Annotated in this window: 14 protein-coding genes and 2 pseudogenes; 4 read left to right on the forward strand and 12 right to left on the reverse strand. The window is 66.1% G+C overall.

Translation table 11 applies throughout. From position 1 onward, the window contains the following. Window positions 1-144 precede the first annotated feature (144 nt). The 11 genes and pseudogenes from ACETK3_RS19875 to ACETK3_RS19925 form a co-directional block, all read right to left on the reverse strand. Window positions 145-435 (reverse strand): annotated as a pseudogene (locus ACETK3_RS19875) (recombinase family protein); the annotation flags it as partial. A gap of 80 nt (window positions 436-515) precedes the next feature. Next, window positions 516-1126: pseudogene (locus tag ACETK3_RS19880) on the reverse strand (prolipoprotein diacylglyceryl transferase family protein); the annotation flags it as partial. Between the two features lie 955 nt (window positions 1127-2081). Then, window positions 2082-2762, reverse strand: coding sequence for a curculin domain-containing protein (locus tag ACETK3_RS19885; protein WP_237429488.1), 681 nt, complete (start codon window positions 2760-2762; stop codon window positions 2082-2084). After that, the gene (locus ACETK3_RS19890; RefSeq protein ID WP_237429489.1) at window positions 2759-3085 is read right to left on the reverse strand and encodes a hypothetical protein; all 327 of its coding nucleotides are present in this window, start codon (window positions 3083-3085) and stop codon (window positions 2759-2761) included. Before ACETK3_RS19890 ends, ACETK3_RS19885 begins: the two co-directional genes overlap by 4 nt. Window positions 3086-3310: 225 nt before the next feature. After that, window positions 3311-3979 (reverse strand): DedA family protein, encoded by a 669-nt coding sequence (locus ACETK3_RS19895; protein ID WP_237429490.1) that lies wholly within the window; start codon window positions 3977-3979, stop codon window positions 3311-3313. 183 nt (window positions 3980-4162) lie between these two features. Further along, complete coding sequence (locus tag ACETK3_RS19900) at window positions 4163-4750, reverse strand: hypothetical protein (protein WP_237429491.1); 588 nt, start codon at window positions 4748-4750, stop codon at window positions 4163-4165. A 5-nt stretch (window positions 4751-4755) separates the two neighbouring features. Further along, window positions 4756-5724 carry an ABC transporter permease gene (locus ACETK3_RS19905; RefSeq protein ID WP_237429492.1) on the reverse strand — a complete coding sequence of 323 codons (969 nt, stop codon included), beginning with the start codon at window positions 5722-5724 and terminating at the stop codon, window positions 4756-4758. Further along, entirely contained in the window at window positions 5717-6619 is a 903-nt protein-coding gene (locus ACETK3_RS19910) for an ABC transporter permease (RefSeq protein WP_011689704.1), read from the reverse strand. Before ACETK3_RS19910 ends, ACETK3_RS19905 begins: the two co-directional genes overlap by 8 nt. After that, window positions 6616-7353: an ABC transporter ATP-binding protein gene (locus ACETK3_RS19915; RefSeq protein ID WP_237429493.1), complete on the reverse strand. Its 738-nt coding sequence runs from the start codon at window positions 7351-7353 to the stop codon at window positions 6616-6618. The genes ACETK3_RS19910 and ACETK3_RS19915 overlap by 4 nt, the downstream gene beginning before the upstream one ends. 91 nt (window positions 7354-7444) lie before the next feature. Then, entirely contained in the window at window positions 7445-8767 is a 1323-nt protein-coding gene (locus tag ACETK3_RS19920) for an esterase family protein (protein WP_237429494.1), read from the reverse strand. 158 nt (window positions 8768-8925) lie between these two features. Next, window positions 8926-9264, reverse strand: a complete 339-nt coding sequence (locus tag ACETK3_RS19925; RefSeq protein WP_011689707.1) for a hypothetical protein — start codon at window positions 9262-9264, stop codon at window positions 8926-8928. Between the two features lie 186 nt (window positions 9265-9450). Here ACETK3_RS19925 and ACETK3_RS19930 point away from each other — a divergent pair, with 186 nt between their 5' ends. Then, a complete protein-coding gene (locus ACETK3_RS19930) occupies window positions 9451-10905 on the forward strand; it encodes an ATP-binding protein (protein ID WP_237429495.1) in 1455 nt (484 codons plus the stop codon). Window positions 10906-11035: 130 nt separating this feature from the next. Then, a complete protein-coding gene (locus ACETK3_RS19935; RefSeq protein ID WP_237429496.1) occupies window positions 11036-11317 on the forward strand; it encodes a hypothetical protein in 282 nt (93 codons plus the stop codon). 91 nt (window positions 11318-11408) lie between these two features. Here the strand turns inward: ACETK3_RS19935 and ACETK3_RS19940 are convergent, their stop codons facing one another. Continuing rightward, window positions 11409-12092, reverse strand: a complete 684-nt coding sequence (locus tag ACETK3_RS19940; protein ID WP_237429497.1) for a response regulator transcription factor — start codon at window positions 12090-12092, stop codon at window positions 11409-11411. A 156-nt stretch (window positions 12093-12248) separates the two neighbouring features. Here ACETK3_RS19940 and ACETK3_RS19945 point away from each other — a divergent pair, with 156 nt between their 5' ends. Both ACETK3_RS19945 and ACETK3_RS19950 read left to right on the forward strand, forming a co-directional pair. Further along, entirely contained in the window at window positions 12249-12977 is a 729-nt protein-coding gene (locus ACETK3_RS19945) for a phosphatase PAP2 family protein (RefSeq protein ID WP_237429498.1), read from the forward strand. A 70-nt stretch (window positions 12978-13047) separates the two neighbouring features. Then, window positions 13048-15729, forward strand: coding sequence for a bifunctional lysylphosphatidylglycerol flippase/synthetase MprF (locus ACETK3_RS19950; protein ID WP_373993464.1), 2682 nt, complete (start codon window positions 13048-13050; stop codon window positions 15727-15729). The last annotated feature ends 169 nt before the right edge of the window (window positions 15730-15898 follow it).

The following is a 15898-nucleotide window of genomic DNA, read 5'->3' on the forward strand; positions in this document are numbered from 1 at the left end:
GGGCCCGATAGACGGTCGATCACCGTGCCCAGGAAACGCGCCGCTACGTTCGTCAGTTTCAGAAGTCGTCTGCACCGTCATGCATTTATTCAACAGTCGTTTGCACCAAAGACCGAGCTGCGGGACTGCAACTGCTTCAGGGTTCGAGGCCCGGACCCAGCGGTACAGCGTGGGCACCGAGACCCCGAGGCTGGCAGCAACTTCCTTGGGCGGCGTTCCCTAGCTGAGGAGCTTCCGAGCTGAGCGGATCTTGGCCTCAGTCATTACACGCTTGCGTCCGCCGACCCGGCCCTGTTCGCGCGCTGCCTGGAGGCCCGCCTGGGTGCGTTCGACCATGAGCTCGCGTTCCATCTGCGCCAGGGAGGCCATCACGTTGAAGAAGAAGCGTCCGGAGGCGGTGGTGGTGTCGATCGAGTCGGTGAGGCTGACAAAACCAATTCCGCGCTCAATGTCCAGGGCGAGCCCGAAACAACGGTCAGTGGACTTTGCGCCGAGCTAGAAGTCACCCGCCAGGCGCACCACAACGACTCGTACAGGAACGTCGGCTCGAAGAATCCTAAGACCACAGGCGCCCCGGACGCGTCCGTCGCGGCGATCCCGGAGGCAGGGTCCACCTGGTGGATCTGGAGCTTCCATGGCAGGGTGCTGGGGTCGCCGTAGAGTTCGTTGTTGAACCAGTTTCCCCAGCGGCACAGCGCCTGGGCGAAGAGGACGCCGGGGGCGACGGCGTCCAGGAAAGCGACGAAGGAGACCTTCAGCCTGCGGCAGCCGATCCCGGCGCCGGCGCAGCCAAAGGCGACGGCACCCCAGATACCGAGGCCGCCGTCCCAGATGGCGAGGGCGTTCCACGGGTTCCGACCGGGGAGGATATACAGTTCGGGGTCGGTGATGACGTGGTAGATCCGGCCGCCGATGAGTCCGGCCGGAATCGCCCAGAGGCAGATGTCCACAGCACCTGACCCGGTTGGCCGCCGCGCTGCTGCCAGCGCCGGGACCCGAGCCAGAGGGCGAGTGCGATGCCGGCAAGAATGCACAGCGCGTAGAAGTGGATGGTCAGCGGTCCCAGATGGAACGCACTGACGGTCGGTGATGGGATGAATGACTCTGTTGGAGCCTGCGCAGCCATGGCATCCTGCCGGATGGTGAATGGGGAACGTGAAGGCTAAGCCTATGGTTCGGCGCGGCCGGGCGGTAATTGTTCCGCTGTCGTGCTGATCAGTCGGCGGAACCTGTCATCGCTCGGTGGCCTCCGCCCAACGTGCCGGCGGCGCGGACGATGTCGGGGTGGGGGGGGGTCAGCAGGCGAGCGGTGCGCGGTCGTGGTGCCGGTACGTGGTCGTTATAGAGCGTTGCTGGAAAACGGCGGGTAGCTGGAGATTATGTAGTCGGCGGCGGCGGGACCTGCGATTCTTCGTCGAGTCTTGCCTGGTTCTACTCCGTGGTGTTGGAGCGCGTCGCGGAAGTGGCGGGCCTCGAGGGGGCTGATGCGATGCAGAATGCACCAGCTGGTGTAGAGCCCGTAGAGGCAGTCGGACCCGAGGGGTTCCTGAGTCTGGTCCGGAATTGTTGCTTCCAGGAGAAATTGCGTGATGTGTGAGGTGGGCATATCGCCTCATTCTGCGCGTGTGCGTTCTTTCCACCGGACTGCTTCAGTGGCTTCCACCGCACCCTGCACCTGGGGGCGGGGATCCGGCCCCGAAGGGCATATCGGATACACGCGAATCTACGTGGTGTACTTTGGCACCGTCCACTTTCCAGTGGACGGTGACTACGGCATTTTTGTGGCTGCCCGGAGGCCGGTGGCTGTGCTTCGCATTCGGAGCAGAAATTGTGCCCACTTATCGTTCGTGCGGCAAAGGCCAGCGGCTCCTGCACTCCACTCTGAGTCAGCCTCCAGACTGTACCGGCGCGTCTCCCCTGCAGGGCCACGGATTGGAGCTCGATTTCCTGGCGCGAGGTGCCCTGGCGGCCATGTGGTCGAGGCGGGTGTCTTTTCCACCCTACGATTGCCGGCGGGCCGCCGCCGGCGATTTTGTTCGCAGGGCCAGTGACGGGTATGGAATGCCGCCCTCTTGCGGCCCTTAGTGGGTTCCCGTTACCCATGTTGGGTTTCCGTCGGGCCGGTAGATGACTGCGTTTCCGTCGTCCTGGATGACGAGCCGGCTTCCGGGGTTGTTATCGGTTTCGGTGTCCCACACGTATTCGTCGTGGGGGCCGTAGAGGACTAGGTTCCCGTCGGGCTGCATGATGCATGCCCCGGCGCCGCGGCCGTTGGTCCCGGAGTCCCACAGGGGTCCGTCGGGGCCGTAAAAGACGAGGTTCCCGTCAGTCTGGTAAAGAAGTCCGTAGAGCCCGTTGGCGGATCTGATTCCGTGGGTGGGGGTGAGTGTTGATCCTGACTGCAGGACGTGGGAGTCGGCGCTGCCTGGCGGCTGGCATGTTTCTGTAGCCCACAGCGGGGAACCGTCGGGCCGGTAGATGACTGCGTTTCCGTCGTCCTGGATGACGAGCCGGCTTCCGGGGTTGTTGTCGGTTTCGGTGTCCCACACGTATTCGTCATTGGGGCCGTATAGGACTAGGTTCCCGTCGGCCTGCATGATGCATGCCCCGGCACCGCGGCCGTTGGACCCGGAGTCCCACAGGGGCCCGTCGGGGCCATAAAGGACGAGGTTCCCGTCCGTTTGATAGAGCAGCCGGTAGCGGCTGTTCGGAGAGGTTGCTGCGGAGCCGGGGCGGAGTGCTGTTTCCGGGTGCAATGTCATGGCCGTTCCCCGTCGGTTGTGGTGATGAATCGTGGACGCATCTCCGGGCGTTGGTTTACGGCGGCCCGGTCCGGAGGCGGAGACAGCGGTGCGCGGGTTTGGATCAGGTGGTGTCTGAGTACAGCGATGTGGTCGCCGGGGTGGACGGCGAGCAGACTGCGCAGCCGGTGCCTGGCGGGTGCGGCTGTTGGGTCCGTTCCTGACAGGACGGTCCGGATAATGTCCTCCGCCTGTGAGTCCAGTGTCATGGAGGTGTCGTCATCACGTTCTGCGTGGCTGGCATTTGCCTCAGTCAGTGCAGTCCGGGGTTGCTGAGAACTCATGGGGTTATCCTTCTTCTTTTTCTTCTTCTTCGATGCGGACGCTTCGGCTAATCGGTTTTGATCTTTTGTCCGCGCATGGACGGGCGGGGCCGTGCGGCCGGCCGGTCGCCTGTCCCTGCCGCGCTTGGGTGGTCAGTTGCGGCGGCCGTCTGTACGCGTCATCGATGACGATCCCTGAATTGTGCAGGTTTTGACTGGTGCCGGCCTCCGGCCCGTGGCGGGAGTTTAGGTGGTCCCGCCGTGCCGGGCGATACGTGGCGGCCGGAGGTGTTGCTTTGGGCCGCCCGGAGGTTTGGCTTTGGTCCTTTTTCGAACGTACCACGCGGCCGCGGCGGCGGTGAGGGCGGCCAGCAGGGCGATGGTTGCTGTGGGGCCGAAAGTTTTGGCTGCCGTGAGGTAGGCGCTTCCGGCGAAGTAGCCGGCGAGGACCACGGCGGCACCCCAGGTAGCGCCGCCGGCGATGTTGAAGGCCAGGAACCGGCGGTAGGGCATGTTGGAGAGCCCGGCAAGGGCGGGCATGACAGCGCGGAAGAACGCGGTGAACCGGCCAAGGAACACGGCGGATCCTCCCTTGCGGGCAAGCAGGTCCCGGGCGCGGTCCAGCCCGGCACGGCGTTTTTGGAGTAAGGAGATTTCCAGGATTCGGGATCCGAAACGGCGTCCGATCTGGTATCCGACGGTGTCCCCGCCGATAGCGGCTGCGATGACGAGGACCAGGACCAGCCAGAGCTGCAGGTGGTGCTGGCTGGCCAGGACCCCGCCGAGGACGGCTGCGGTTTCCCCGGGCAGGATGAAACCTATGAAGAAGGCGTCTTCGGCGAAGACCAGCGCACTGATAATCAGGTAGGCGGGCAGGGGCCCGGCGTTGCGGACGGCGTCGATGATCCAGGTCATGAGCTGGCCCTCTGCTGTCGGTCCGCCGGGCGCGGAGGTCCGGGGCAGGCAGCCGGTTTCGGGCTAGTAGGGATCTGCATGATGGTGCCTCCTGCGGTTTCGTTCCGGTACTACCAGCATGGCTGGCGGTTCCTGAGGGCGTCCTGAGTCTTATTCCTGCACCAGTGCTTGACCGGTAGGGGGTTAGTCGATTTTTTCTCCGGTGCCTTTGGCTTTCGTGGCGGTGGCGGTGACCGGGGCGAGTCCGGGTGCGGCGGCTTCGACGTTGATTTTTACTTCGTTCGTGGAGGTTCGGTAGAGGCTGTATTTGTTCTCCGGGTAGTGCCCGGTGCCGGTGGCGTTGTCGAAATACACTGTCGCTGACGTATCAGGTGCCAGGGTCAGCCCGTCGAGTTTCTGGTAGTAGGACTCTGTCTGTCCGGTGGCGGTGTCTTTCATGGTGTAGTACACCTCCAGGCCGGTAAGCGGCGCGGGGGTGGAGTTGCTCAGGGTGAACTGAAGGCGGTCCGGGACTGCGGCGTTGGTTTGAGGGTCGGTGTTGTCTTCGGCCTTGGCCTTGCTGATGGTCAGTCCGGTGGCGGTCCCGGTGGCGGTGATGGGGTTTTTTGTCACGGGAAGTACGGTCGCTGCGGGGCCGGCCGCGGCGGTGCCGGTGGTGCCGGCCGTGGGGCTGCCGGGGCCGGAGGCCCCTTGCCAGATCAGGATGGCGGCCAGGATGGCGATGGCGATGAGGGCCAGAGGGAGGATTTTTTTAAGGGCGGGCGTTTTCATTGTTCTTAGGCCTTTCGGAGGAGTTTGTGCCGGGTGGCGGCCAGGACCGCGGAGCCCGTTGCTGCGGTGAAGCCGGCGAGGAGCCAGAGGGTGTGGTTGAAGGTCTGAGCCCATACATAGGCGGGGCTCTGTTGGTTGTATTGGTTTTTGATACCGAGCCAGGCGAAGAGGGGGCGTTCGTATTGTTTGGTGAGGGAGGTTTGTTCGATGAGGTCGCGGGCTGTTTCGTAGCCGGTGAAGTTGGCCATAACGGCGTGCTCGTGTGCTTTGTCGATTTGGAGGCTTGCGAACAGCCCTCCGGGGATCTGGTTGTCCGGATCCATGGTGTCGCCGATCTGGGGGATCACCAGAACGACGATGAGCCAGAGGACCAGGGCCAGTACCAGGCCGGTGGCCGGGGTCCGGGTGAGGGCGGCCAGGGCCAGCGCGGCGAGCGACCACATGGTCAGGTAGATGGTGGTGTGGGCTGCGGCGAGTACTAGTCGGGTGAGGTCTGTGCCGGTCAGGGGGGCGTTGCCGGCGATGAGCAGGGCCCCGGTGATGACGGAGAACAGGGCTGCGGTGACGGCGGCCCAGATGGTGAAGGCGGCCAGGATTTTGCCGGCGGCGAAGCTGTGGCGTCCCAGGGGACGGGTGAAGATCAGTTGCAGGGTGCCGTTGTTTTTTTCCTTGGCGATCAGTCCGTAGCCGAGGATCACGGCGAAGAGTGCCCCGACGATTTCCAGGTACTCCGTCGCTGCCCGCAGCATCTGCAGCGGGAAGAGGTCCGGGGGCGGTGCGGTGACGGTGCCGCCGCTGGCTTTGAGGGCGGCCAGGTAGCTGGTGTAGTCAGCGGTTTTGGCACGGAAGTCTGCGGCCGCTACGAGGACGGAGAGCACGACGATGAGGGCCAGGAAGGTGATCAGCAGCCGCATGGAACGGTTTCGGGACAAGTCCCGGATTTCCTTCCCGCAGAGCGTGAGGAGGCTAGTCATGGAGTTCCTTTCGCATGCTCGCGCGGCCGGTCAGGACGATCAGGGTGACCCCGACGGCGAGGAAGGCCAGGATGACCATGATCCCGCCGGTCATCGTGCCGCTGGCCTGGGGGTCCTGCAGCAGGATCGAAGCGACGTGTTTGAACTGCTCCCCGAGGGACAGGGGGCCGGTGAGGGAGCCGGTGACGGCGAAGATCCCGGTCTGCGGGGCCGCGGGAGGTGTCACCGGGTTCAACAGCGAGACCGGGTGAACGGCGGTGCCGAGCAGGGGCAGGACGAAAATAATGACGCTCCAGACCACGATGGGAACCAGGAGCGCGGCGGTGTAGCTGGATGCGTGGAGCCCGGCCAGCATGCCCAGGGCCACGAAGAAGAGCAGGAAGATCCATGCCAGGGCAAAGAGGGCGGTGAGCCGGAGCAGCTGGCCGGGTGCCGGGATGCTGCCGGTGACCGCGCTGATGGAGGCCATGCTTATCAGCGCCGAGGCCGCCAGCACGCCCAGGAGTCCCAGGCTGATGCCGGTAAATTTCGCGGCCAGGTACCCGGCCGGGGACAGGCGCCGGGTCAGGACCAGGTCGATCGTCCGGGCACGCCGGTCCCGCATCCCGGACTGCACACCGGTCACAACGGCCAGGAGAGCCCCGATCAGGAGGATGTAAATGACGGTATTGCGGGCGTAGTAGAGGGCCGGGACGTTGCCGAAGGGGTTAGGGGCACTTGTCAGTCCCTGGCCGGCGGCTGAGTTGTACACGTTCGTGACGGTTGCCTTCGCGGCCGAGCCGATGAACGCCGAGACTGCGGTCATGCCGATAAACACGGCCAGGAGCAACTGGGGCAGACGTTCACGTCCGGCGCTGCGCAGTTCATGACTGACGGTGGCGGCCCAGGGATTCATGACGGGGTGCCGGCTTCGATGTGGAGGTAGATGTCTTCCAGGGATGCCTGGTCGGGGAAGGCCCCGAGGGTGGCCGCGACGGAGTTCTGGTAGATCAGCCGCCCTGAGCTGAGGATTCCGATGCTGGTGCACGTTTTGGTCACTTCGGCCAGGAGGTGGGTGTTCATGAACACCGTCATTCCCAGTGACTGGTTGAGGCCGATGATGATTTCCCGCAGGTTGGCCACCCCTTGCGGGTCCAGCCCGGAGGTCGGTTCGTCCAGGAACAGCACCGCCGGTTCGTGCAGGATGGCCTGGGCGATGCCGGCGCGTTGACGCATCCCTTTGCTGAACGTGGACATTTTCTCGTGGCCGTGGCCGGTGAAGTCCACGGCCTCAAGGGCCGCTTCGATCCGGGCTGCGGGGGCCGCTATCCCGGAGAGCCTGGCGAAGAACGTCAGGTTCTCGGTGAGGGTGAGGTTGTCGTAGAACTGGACATTCTCCGGCAGGTAACCGATCGAGCGGCGCACCAGGTCAGCGCCGGTGGCCACGTCATGGCCGGCGATGCGGGCTGTGCCGGACGTAGCCGGCAGCAGGGTGGTCAGGATGTTCACGGTGGTGGTTTTACCCGCCCCGTTGTGTCCGAGTAGCCCGAAGATTTCCCCTCGAGGTACCTCGAGGCTCAGGGCCTGGAGGGCCTGCTTGGATCCGTAAGCCTTAGCCAGTGAGCTGGTTTCGATTGCCATGTCCGTCATACACCGCAACTTATGACGACGCCGGTAAGAGAAACCTGAGGACGGGCCTGAACCCCTGAACCCCGGACGCTCGTTCTTGAGCCCCCGGGCGTCAGCGGCTCAGGCCGAGGGCCGGAGCCAGCCAGTCCGGGGCCGGTCCCATCGTTTGTCGGGGGATCTCCCAGGAGTGCCCCTGGCCCGGGACCAGGACGGTCCTGACGCTCATGCCGGCTTTGGCGGCCGCGTCAGCGGTCCGGGCCTGGTATCCGGAGAACGTTCCATCCTGCGCCCCGGCGGCAAGGTAGATCCTGCTGTGGCTGTAGTGCCCGGCGGCCAGGACCTTCAGGGGCGAGACCGCATCGAAGGCTGCCGTGTTGCCGCCGAACGCCTGGGCGATAGTTGCGGACCGGTCCGGGCCCAGCGCGGGTTCGGCTTCGCCGCTGAGGTCGATCGCGGAAGGGTAGATGTCCGGGTGCAGTGCCGCCATCTGCAGGGCGCAGGTCCCGCCGAAGGAGAACCCGCCGACCGCCCAGCGGGCCGGGACCGGATCCACTCTCAGGGTGGTCTTGATCCACGCTGGAACATCGGTGGCGAGATAGGTGCCGGCGTTGGCGATCTTCGAATCCATGCACATGGTGTTCCCCGGCGCCGAGCCGTTGACATCCGGGATGACGACAACCGGGGCGAGCCCTTCGTGCGCTGCTGCGAAGGCATCCATGGTTGTTGCTACTCCTCCGGCGGTGATCCAGTCCGCCGGTGAGCCGGGCTGGCCCGCCACCAAGACTAGGACAGGCATCGCCGGCCGGGACGGGGCCTGGTAGGCCGGGGGGAGGTAGACGTACCCGGGGCGTGCAGCGAAACCTGAAACGATACCCGGGATCTGCACCGAGCTTATCGTCCCGGTCGCGGGGAGCCCCGGCGGTTTCACCCAGGTCGAGGCCACCGGGCCGGTCTTCGGGCCGGGAGCCGGCCCGGGCATGGTGCGGGGTACCGCGCGCGCGGCCTGCGGCAGCGCCCCGATGGCGGCGGTACTGGCCCCGGTCATGTCACCCAGGGTCCGGTACGCGGCGTAGTAGATGTTCACTTGTAACGCCGCCACCAGAATCAGCGCCGTCATGGCCACCGGTGCCAGGATTCTGCGGCGCCGGGAGCTTCCGGCCAGGTTCAGCCCGGCCAGCAGCACAGCCCAGTACGCGAGCCCCATCCACACGGTCACGGGCAGCGGCAGCTCCTGGGCCGAAACCCCCGCGGCGTGGACCAGAACCCAGCCCGTCCCCGCAGCCAGCAGTGCCGCGGCCAGAAAGGCCCCGCCCGTGGCCATCCACCAGCGCCGCCGGCGGCGGATCAGCAGGAAGAGCGCGGCCGCCGCGGCAGCAACAGCGGTGCAGGCCGGGACTGCCCCGCTCAACAGCTCCACTCCGGTCAGGGTGATCATGCGGTCCTCTAACAGGTCAGGACATTGTGGACGCCGGGGGTTTGTTACCGGGGACAGGAGGACCCGCGAAGCCGGGGTGCTTCGCGGGTCCTGGTATGCCGGGGGTGAGGGCTGGGGGGTCCGTGGCGCCGGCTGGTTTCTTCCCTGGGTGCCCGGTGTTACGGAGTTCCGGGGGCGTCGCCCGGATCTGTGTGCTCACCGGTCTGTTCGACGTTCGGTCCGGTATCACCGGGGGCTTCAGGGGCGTCTGCCTTTTCGGTTCCCTCGGCCGCGCCCGGGGCGTCGGCGGCGTCGCCGGGCGTGGCCTTCTCCACCGTGCCCGGCGCGTCGGCCGTGTCACCCGGGGTGGGGGTATCCGCGGTGACGGACTGGGTGGTGGTCGGTGACGGGGAGGGGGTGGCAGCGTTTGCTGCCCCGATGCCGAGTCCGGCCAGGCCGAGGACTCCTGCGCTGACGATGACGATTTTTGTCCTGGCTTTCAGGTCTTTGACGTTCATGTCCGGCTCCTTTCGTGGCGGGTTGCGGGTCCGCCGGCGCCTCCCGGTGCGGGGGGCTATGGATCCAGTGTGTCCCGCGGGACCTGAGAGGACCCTTAACCCGGTTGAGATCCCGCTGAACCGGATCCGGTACCCTGCCACGGGAGGGGTTTGGTATCTGCACCGTGCCGGGCCCATCCTTGGATTATGGATGCTGACCGGGTTCTGCCCTCTGCCGGCGGCGCGCGGTGGGGTGTGCGCAAGCGCGCCACGGCAACTGCGGTTCTGGTGGTTGCGGCGGCTCTGGCCGTGGGCGGGCTGGTCCTGCTCGTGTTGCTGCAGACCTCTCTGGTCGCTTCAACGGAAACGGCCGCCCGGCGGCAGGCGGCGGATGTGATCGCGCAGATCTCCGGGCAGGATGTCGCCGAAGCGGGCCAATACATTGTCTCGACCGCCCACACCGGCCAGTATGTGCAGATCCTTACTCCCGGCGGGGCGGTTTTTGCCGCCTCGGTGCCGGCGGCGAAGACGGTTGCCCTCACTTCCCTGCGGCCCGGTCACGGGCAGACTCTCACGCAGGATGTGTCCGGGCTGCCCAGTCTGCGCGATGATGATGATTTCCTGATCGTCGCGACCGGCGCCGACGTCGGCGGTCGCCTTTACACCGTCGTCGTGGCCGCGACGGTGCAGGTCCAGGCGGATACGGTGTCCACCGTGGCCTGGTTCATCCTCGGAGCCACCCCGCTGTTACTGGTAGTTGTGGGCGTGTCGGTCTGGGTGCTGGTGGGCCGGTCTCTGCGGCAGGTTGAACGGATCCGCGGCCAGGTCGCAGGGATCAGCGCCCGGAACCTGGACGGCCGCGTTGACGTCCCGCCGACCAGTGATGAGATCCAGGCGCTGGCGGAGACGATGAACATGATGCTGGGCAGGCTGCAGGCCTCGGACCAGGAACAGCGCCGCTTCGTCTCGGATGCCAGCCATGAACTCCGCAGCCCGCTCGCGACTCTCAGTGCCGGTGTGGAGATCGCCGCCGCCGACGCCTCGGGGGCGACGTGGGAACACATGAAAACCGTTCTCGCCGGCGAAACGGCCCGCATGCGGTATCTGGTCGAGGATCTGTTGACCCTGGCCAAAACGAACGACGGCGGCCTGCGCCTGGAAACTACAGATGTGGACCTCGACGATGTCCTGAACGAAGAAGTCCGCCGGTTGCGCTCCACCAGCACCCGCCGGATCGAAGCCAGCCTCGAACCCTCCCGGATCACCGGGGACCCGCGGCGCCTGGGGCAGGTCATACGCAATGTCCTGGACAACGCCGACCGGCACGCCGCGTCCCGGATCGGCATCACGTTGCGCAACACCGGCAGCGGGGCACAGATCACGATCGATAACGACGGCCCGCCGGTGCCGGCGGCCGACCGGGAACGGATCTTTGAACGGTTCGTCCGGCTGGATCAAAGCCGGTCCCGCGAAAGCGGCGGCAGCGGCCTTGGCCTGGCCATCGCCGCCGGCATCATGACAGCCCACCACGGCTGGATCCGCACCGGCGAGACCCTCGGCGGCGGATGCCGCTTCGAACTGGGCTTCGCCCCGGCACCGGAACCCCGCCAACCAAAGGACCCGGTCACGGCGGGAGACCCGCGGGCGCCGGATACCCCGTAAGTGTCCGGCCGGCTTCGCAGCCATCCGGGAGCCCCGGCCCGGCGCCGGCGGTATCCGGACCGCGGAAGCCGGGGTTGCGGGACGGATCGTCACAGCGGTTCCTCAGCAGCGGTGAGGAAGTGTGGTCCCCATGAACCTTCGCAGCATACCCGGCACCGCTTTGGCGGTCGTCGTCGTTTTGAGCCTCGGCATGGGCTCGGCGTCCGCGGCGGAGCACGGAAAAATCCTGCCGCCGGCGACACCTGCCCACACTGCCGCCCCGGCAGTTCACCGTCCCGGCGGTTCTGACCTGGACGTCCTCACCGGCTACCCCAAGGAAGTCCACACCGATGAGCGGCTGATCGAGGAGGAACTCGAATTCGGCGAAGCCGCCCCGCACACACACCGGCGGTTCCACGCCGGCACCGCCTAAGCCAGCCCCGGCCCGACCGGCGCCGGAACCTCCGCAGGCGGCCTCAGGCACCGCGACGGACCCAGGACAATCAGGACAAGGGCGGAGTTTTTTACCCGGCCGGCCGGTCGGCGCCCAGCATGTACCCCATGCCCCGGACCGTGGCCAAGGTCTGCAGCCCGAACGGGGCATCGATCTTGCGCCGCAGGTAGCCGATATAGACCTCCACCACGTTGTCGCCGCCTTCAAACGCCGGATCCCAGACGTTGTCGAGGATCTGGGCTTTGGACACGACCTGGCCATGGCTGCGCATCAGGTAATGCAGCAGACCGTACTCCCGGGCCGTCAGTTCGATGACGGTATCGCCCCGGCGCACGCTGCGGCTGCCCGGGTCCAACGTCAGCGAACCCACCGTGAGGGTGACAGGCCGCTCCGGCGCGCCCCGCCGGATCAGGGCACGGATCCGGGCAACGAGGACGATAAAGCTGAAAGGCTTGGTCAGGTAATCATCAGCTCCCAGATCGAAGGCGTCCGTCTGGTCGTATTCCCCGTCCTTGGCCGTCAGCATCAGCACAGGGGTCCAGACCAGCCGCTCCCGCAACTCCTTCAGAACGTCGTAACCGTTCTTGAGCGGAAGCATCAGATCCAACAAAATCACGTCGTACGGGTTCTCCGTCGCAGCCCACAAACCACTGACACCATCATGGGTGACATCCACGACGAACCCCTCGTTGACCAGCCCGCGCCGGACCGTCTCGGCCAGCATCTTTTCGTCCTCGACCAGCAGAACCCGCATGTCCGCACCCCTTTCCTTTGATAGTTGCAGTATCCCGGAGTCCTGTTGTGCGGAACCTGAGAAACGTCGAAGCCCCTCTCAGGTTCTTCTCAGAGCCGGTGCCGCAAGCTGGTGGCACGCCCCGCGCATCAGCACTCGAACTGTCAGGACTGCACCATGGATACCTCCCCGGCCCGCCGGAGCACAATATTTCCCGGACTTCAGTCCTGGTGGTGGGTCACCGTGGCTGCCTCCATCTTCGCCACCACCGCCGCGGCCGGAATGGTGGCGAAGTCTTTCGGGCCGGTGTCACCGGAACTGGGACTGGACATTGCCCTGAGCCACGGCCGAAACAGTGCCCTAACCGGGTTGAGCGAAGCCATCCACTACGGACTGGGACCGGTTGGAGCGGTGACGCTCGTCCTGGTCATCTGCCTGTACCTGCTCGGGGTCCGCCGCAACCCGGTGCAGGCGGTGGCGTTCGGGTCCGTCGTCGCCGCCGGCTGGCTGGCCTCATCTGCGGTCAAAGCACTGGTGGGCCGCTCCCGGCCGCCGGGGGACGTGACAGCGTCCCTGGTCGTTGAAACAGGCCACAACAGTTTCCCCTCCGGCCACACGGCCTTCGCCGTCTCCCTGGTCCTCGCCGCCGTGCTGGTCCTGGCCCGCAGCAAGGGTCAACGGCTGGCAGCGCTGGTCGCGGGTTCGCTTTTCGCGGCAGTCGTCGCGTTCTCCCGCCTTTACCTCGGGGTCCATTACCTCAGTGACGTGGTCGGTTCGGTGTTCATCAGCACCGCGGCGGTCCTGGCCTGGTTGCCGGTATGGAATACCCTCATTGCACCCCGGATCGACCGCGTGCAGCTGATCCGGAAGTTAGACCGCACGGCCACGGACCGTACCCGGGGGTAACCCGGGCGGAAAGAGGCCCTGGAGGGCCACTCCCGTGTCAGCGTGCTACCCCTCCGTTGAAAGGAACCCTGTGGCTGCGACCCCTCAGGAGCCCGGGAAACCGGTCATTCCAAGGGCACTGGCCTTTGCGCTCCGGCAGCTGCGCCGCGCGCCGGCCACACTTGGCTGGATTTTCATTTTTTGGGCCGCCGGAGCGGTGTCGTCCAGTCTCATCGACGGCCCGTCCGGGACCCTGCGCCCGAACGTGGCCGCGGCGGCACACTCTGTGCCCGGCCACTGGTGGGCGCTGCCCGCCTCAGGTTTCTGGGCGCATAATCTGACCGGGTACCTGCTCGGAAGTGCCCTGACCCTGGTGGTGGGGCTGGCCCTGGAACCACGGATGGGCAGTGCACGGTTCGCTGCAGCCGCCCTTGGCTCCCAGGTCCTGGGAATCGCCGCCGCTCTTGGCTTCCTGGCCGCCGCGCACCAGGTGATGGGTGCCTGGACACGCGAAATGAGCGGGCACCTCTTCCTCGGCCCCAGTGCACTCATCACCGGGGCACTCATGGCCGGCACGGCGACCATGTCCACCCTCTGGCGGCGCCGGATCCGCCTGGCCGTCTTCGCCCTGCTGATTCTGCTGGCCCTCTATACAGGCGGGTTCGCGGATTTGGTCCGGCTCGGAGCCGCCGTTGCCGGCGCCCTCCTCGGCCCGGTCCTGCATGGCAGGGCACCCCGGTTCGGCCGTCCCGTGACCTCCCGGCACGAAGGCCGGGTCCTGGTCGCCCTGCTGGTGGCCGTGTCCGCCGTCGGACCTGTCGTCGCCGGCCTGGCCCCGCACGCCGCCGGGCCCCTCTCGGTGTTGCGGTTCCTGTTTACGAACATCCAGCCCGTAGACCCGCAGACACTCCAAAGCCTCTGCACAGAACCTGGACAGGCCAAGGAATGCGCGAGGGCGCAACTGCAGCTGCGCGCCGGTGCCGGCGGGATCTTCATGGCCGTCCTCCCGTCGTTCTTGTTGCTGCTGCTCTCCGACGGGCTGCGGCGGGGGCGCCGCTTCGCCTGGGCCGGCGCCGTGCTGATCGAGCTGGCATTGTCCGTTCTGGCAGGAATCACCATTGCCGCAGCGTTGTCCCCGGCGTCCCCAAACACCGCTGCCGGCGAAGCGGCGGGCCCTATCGAGGTCCCCGGCTACACACACCCGTTGGCCCTGATACTGCCGCTGCTGCTGCCGGTGGCACTGACGCTGGTGCTGCTGCTGACCCGCAAATTGTTCCCCCTCACCGCCCCGGCAGGAACCTACCGGAGCCTCGCGGTCAGCGCCGGGAAAACAGCCGCCGCCCTGGCCTCGGTCTACCTGCTCGCCGGCATCCTCCTGGCCCCCGGCTTCACGCCCGCTCCGGCGCCGCTTGACCTGCTGGTCGATATTCCCGACAGGTTCCTGCCGCTGGGATACCTGCTCGATCTCTCCCCGGCGTTCTTCCCCCAAAGCACCCCCGCGGTCATCCTCTATGAAGGCACCGGCACCGTCTTCTGGGCCGTCACCGCCGTCCTGATCCTCAAAACATTCCTGCACCCGGTCCCGGCCCAGCACGTCGCTGGGACCGCCCGGGCCCGGGAAATTCTGAAAACAGGGCAGGGCAGCACCCTGTCGTGGATGACAACCTGGCCGGGGAACACCTACTGGTTCTCCGCCACCGGAGAAAGCTTCATTGCCTACCGGACCATCGCCGGGATCGCCCTGACCCTTGGAGGCCCGGTCGGCCCCGGGCACCAGGGAAAGTCCTCTTTGGCGGAGTTCACAGCATTCTGCACCGGTCACGGCTGGACACCGTGCTTCTACTCCGTACCCCAACAACTGCGCGACCACGCAGCTTCTCTTGGCTGGGGATCCGTGCAGGTAGCCCAGGAAACCATTCTGGAACTGGGCACGCTGTCCTTCAAAGGAAAAAAATTCCAGGACATCCGCACGGCCCTGAACAACGCGGTCAAAAACGGGATCCGCGCCGAATGGACCACCTACCATGACGCACCCCTCACCCTGTCCGCCCAGATCCAGGAAATCTCCGAAGAATGGGTAGCCGATAAAAAGGTCCCGGAAATGGGCTTCACCCTCGGCGGCCTGGACGAACTCAACGACCCCAACGTCCGCCTGCTGCTCGCCATTGACGACACCCACCAGATCCACGCCGTTACTTCCTGGCTGCCCGTCTACCGCAACGGCGCTATCGAAGGCTGGACCCTGGACTTCATGCGGCGCCGCAGCACAGGGTTCCGTGCCGGCATTGAATTCCTCATCGCCTCCGCAGCCCTGGACCTCCAAGCCGAGCGCTGCCGCTATATCAGTCTCTCCGGAGCACCACTGGCCCGGCTGGGCGGCACCACACCATCCACCGTGGAAACCCCCGAAACGGGAGGAACCGGCGGTCTCGACCGCTTCCTAGGCCGGCTCGGCGCGGCCCTGGAACCTGTCTACGGGTTCAGGTCCCTGCTGGCATTCAAAGCGAAGTTCCAGCCCCGCTATGAACCCCTGTACATGCTCTACCCTGACGCGGCCGCCCTTCCGGCCATCGGCAACGCCATCACCCGCGCATACCTCCCCGCCATCAAACTCCGCGAAACCCTGACGCTGGCCCGCCATGTCCTCGGACGCGCCAAATACAAAAAACTTCCCATCAAACACGCCCGACAGACCGGCCACCAGTCACCCTCCCGAAACCCCGGTGTGGAGCAAACGGTGAAACCTCACGCCGCGACACCGCCGCGGCCGTAACAACCGGTGCCCCCTGCGCCGGCGCAGGACGGCGAACGCGGCCGCAAAGGGACTATCTCATTAACGGTGTATCCGGCGGTTTCCTTTAGTAGTTTTCAGCTGCCGGGAATCGGTCGCTGAAGGTGATGGCGAAGGCGTTCAAAGCGGGCTTCCAACGCACGGCCCATCG

The organism is Arthrobacter sp. E44 (assembly GCF_041877125.1).
GTDB lineage: Bacteria > Actinomycetota > Actinomycetes > Actinomycetales > Micrococcaceae > Arthrobacter.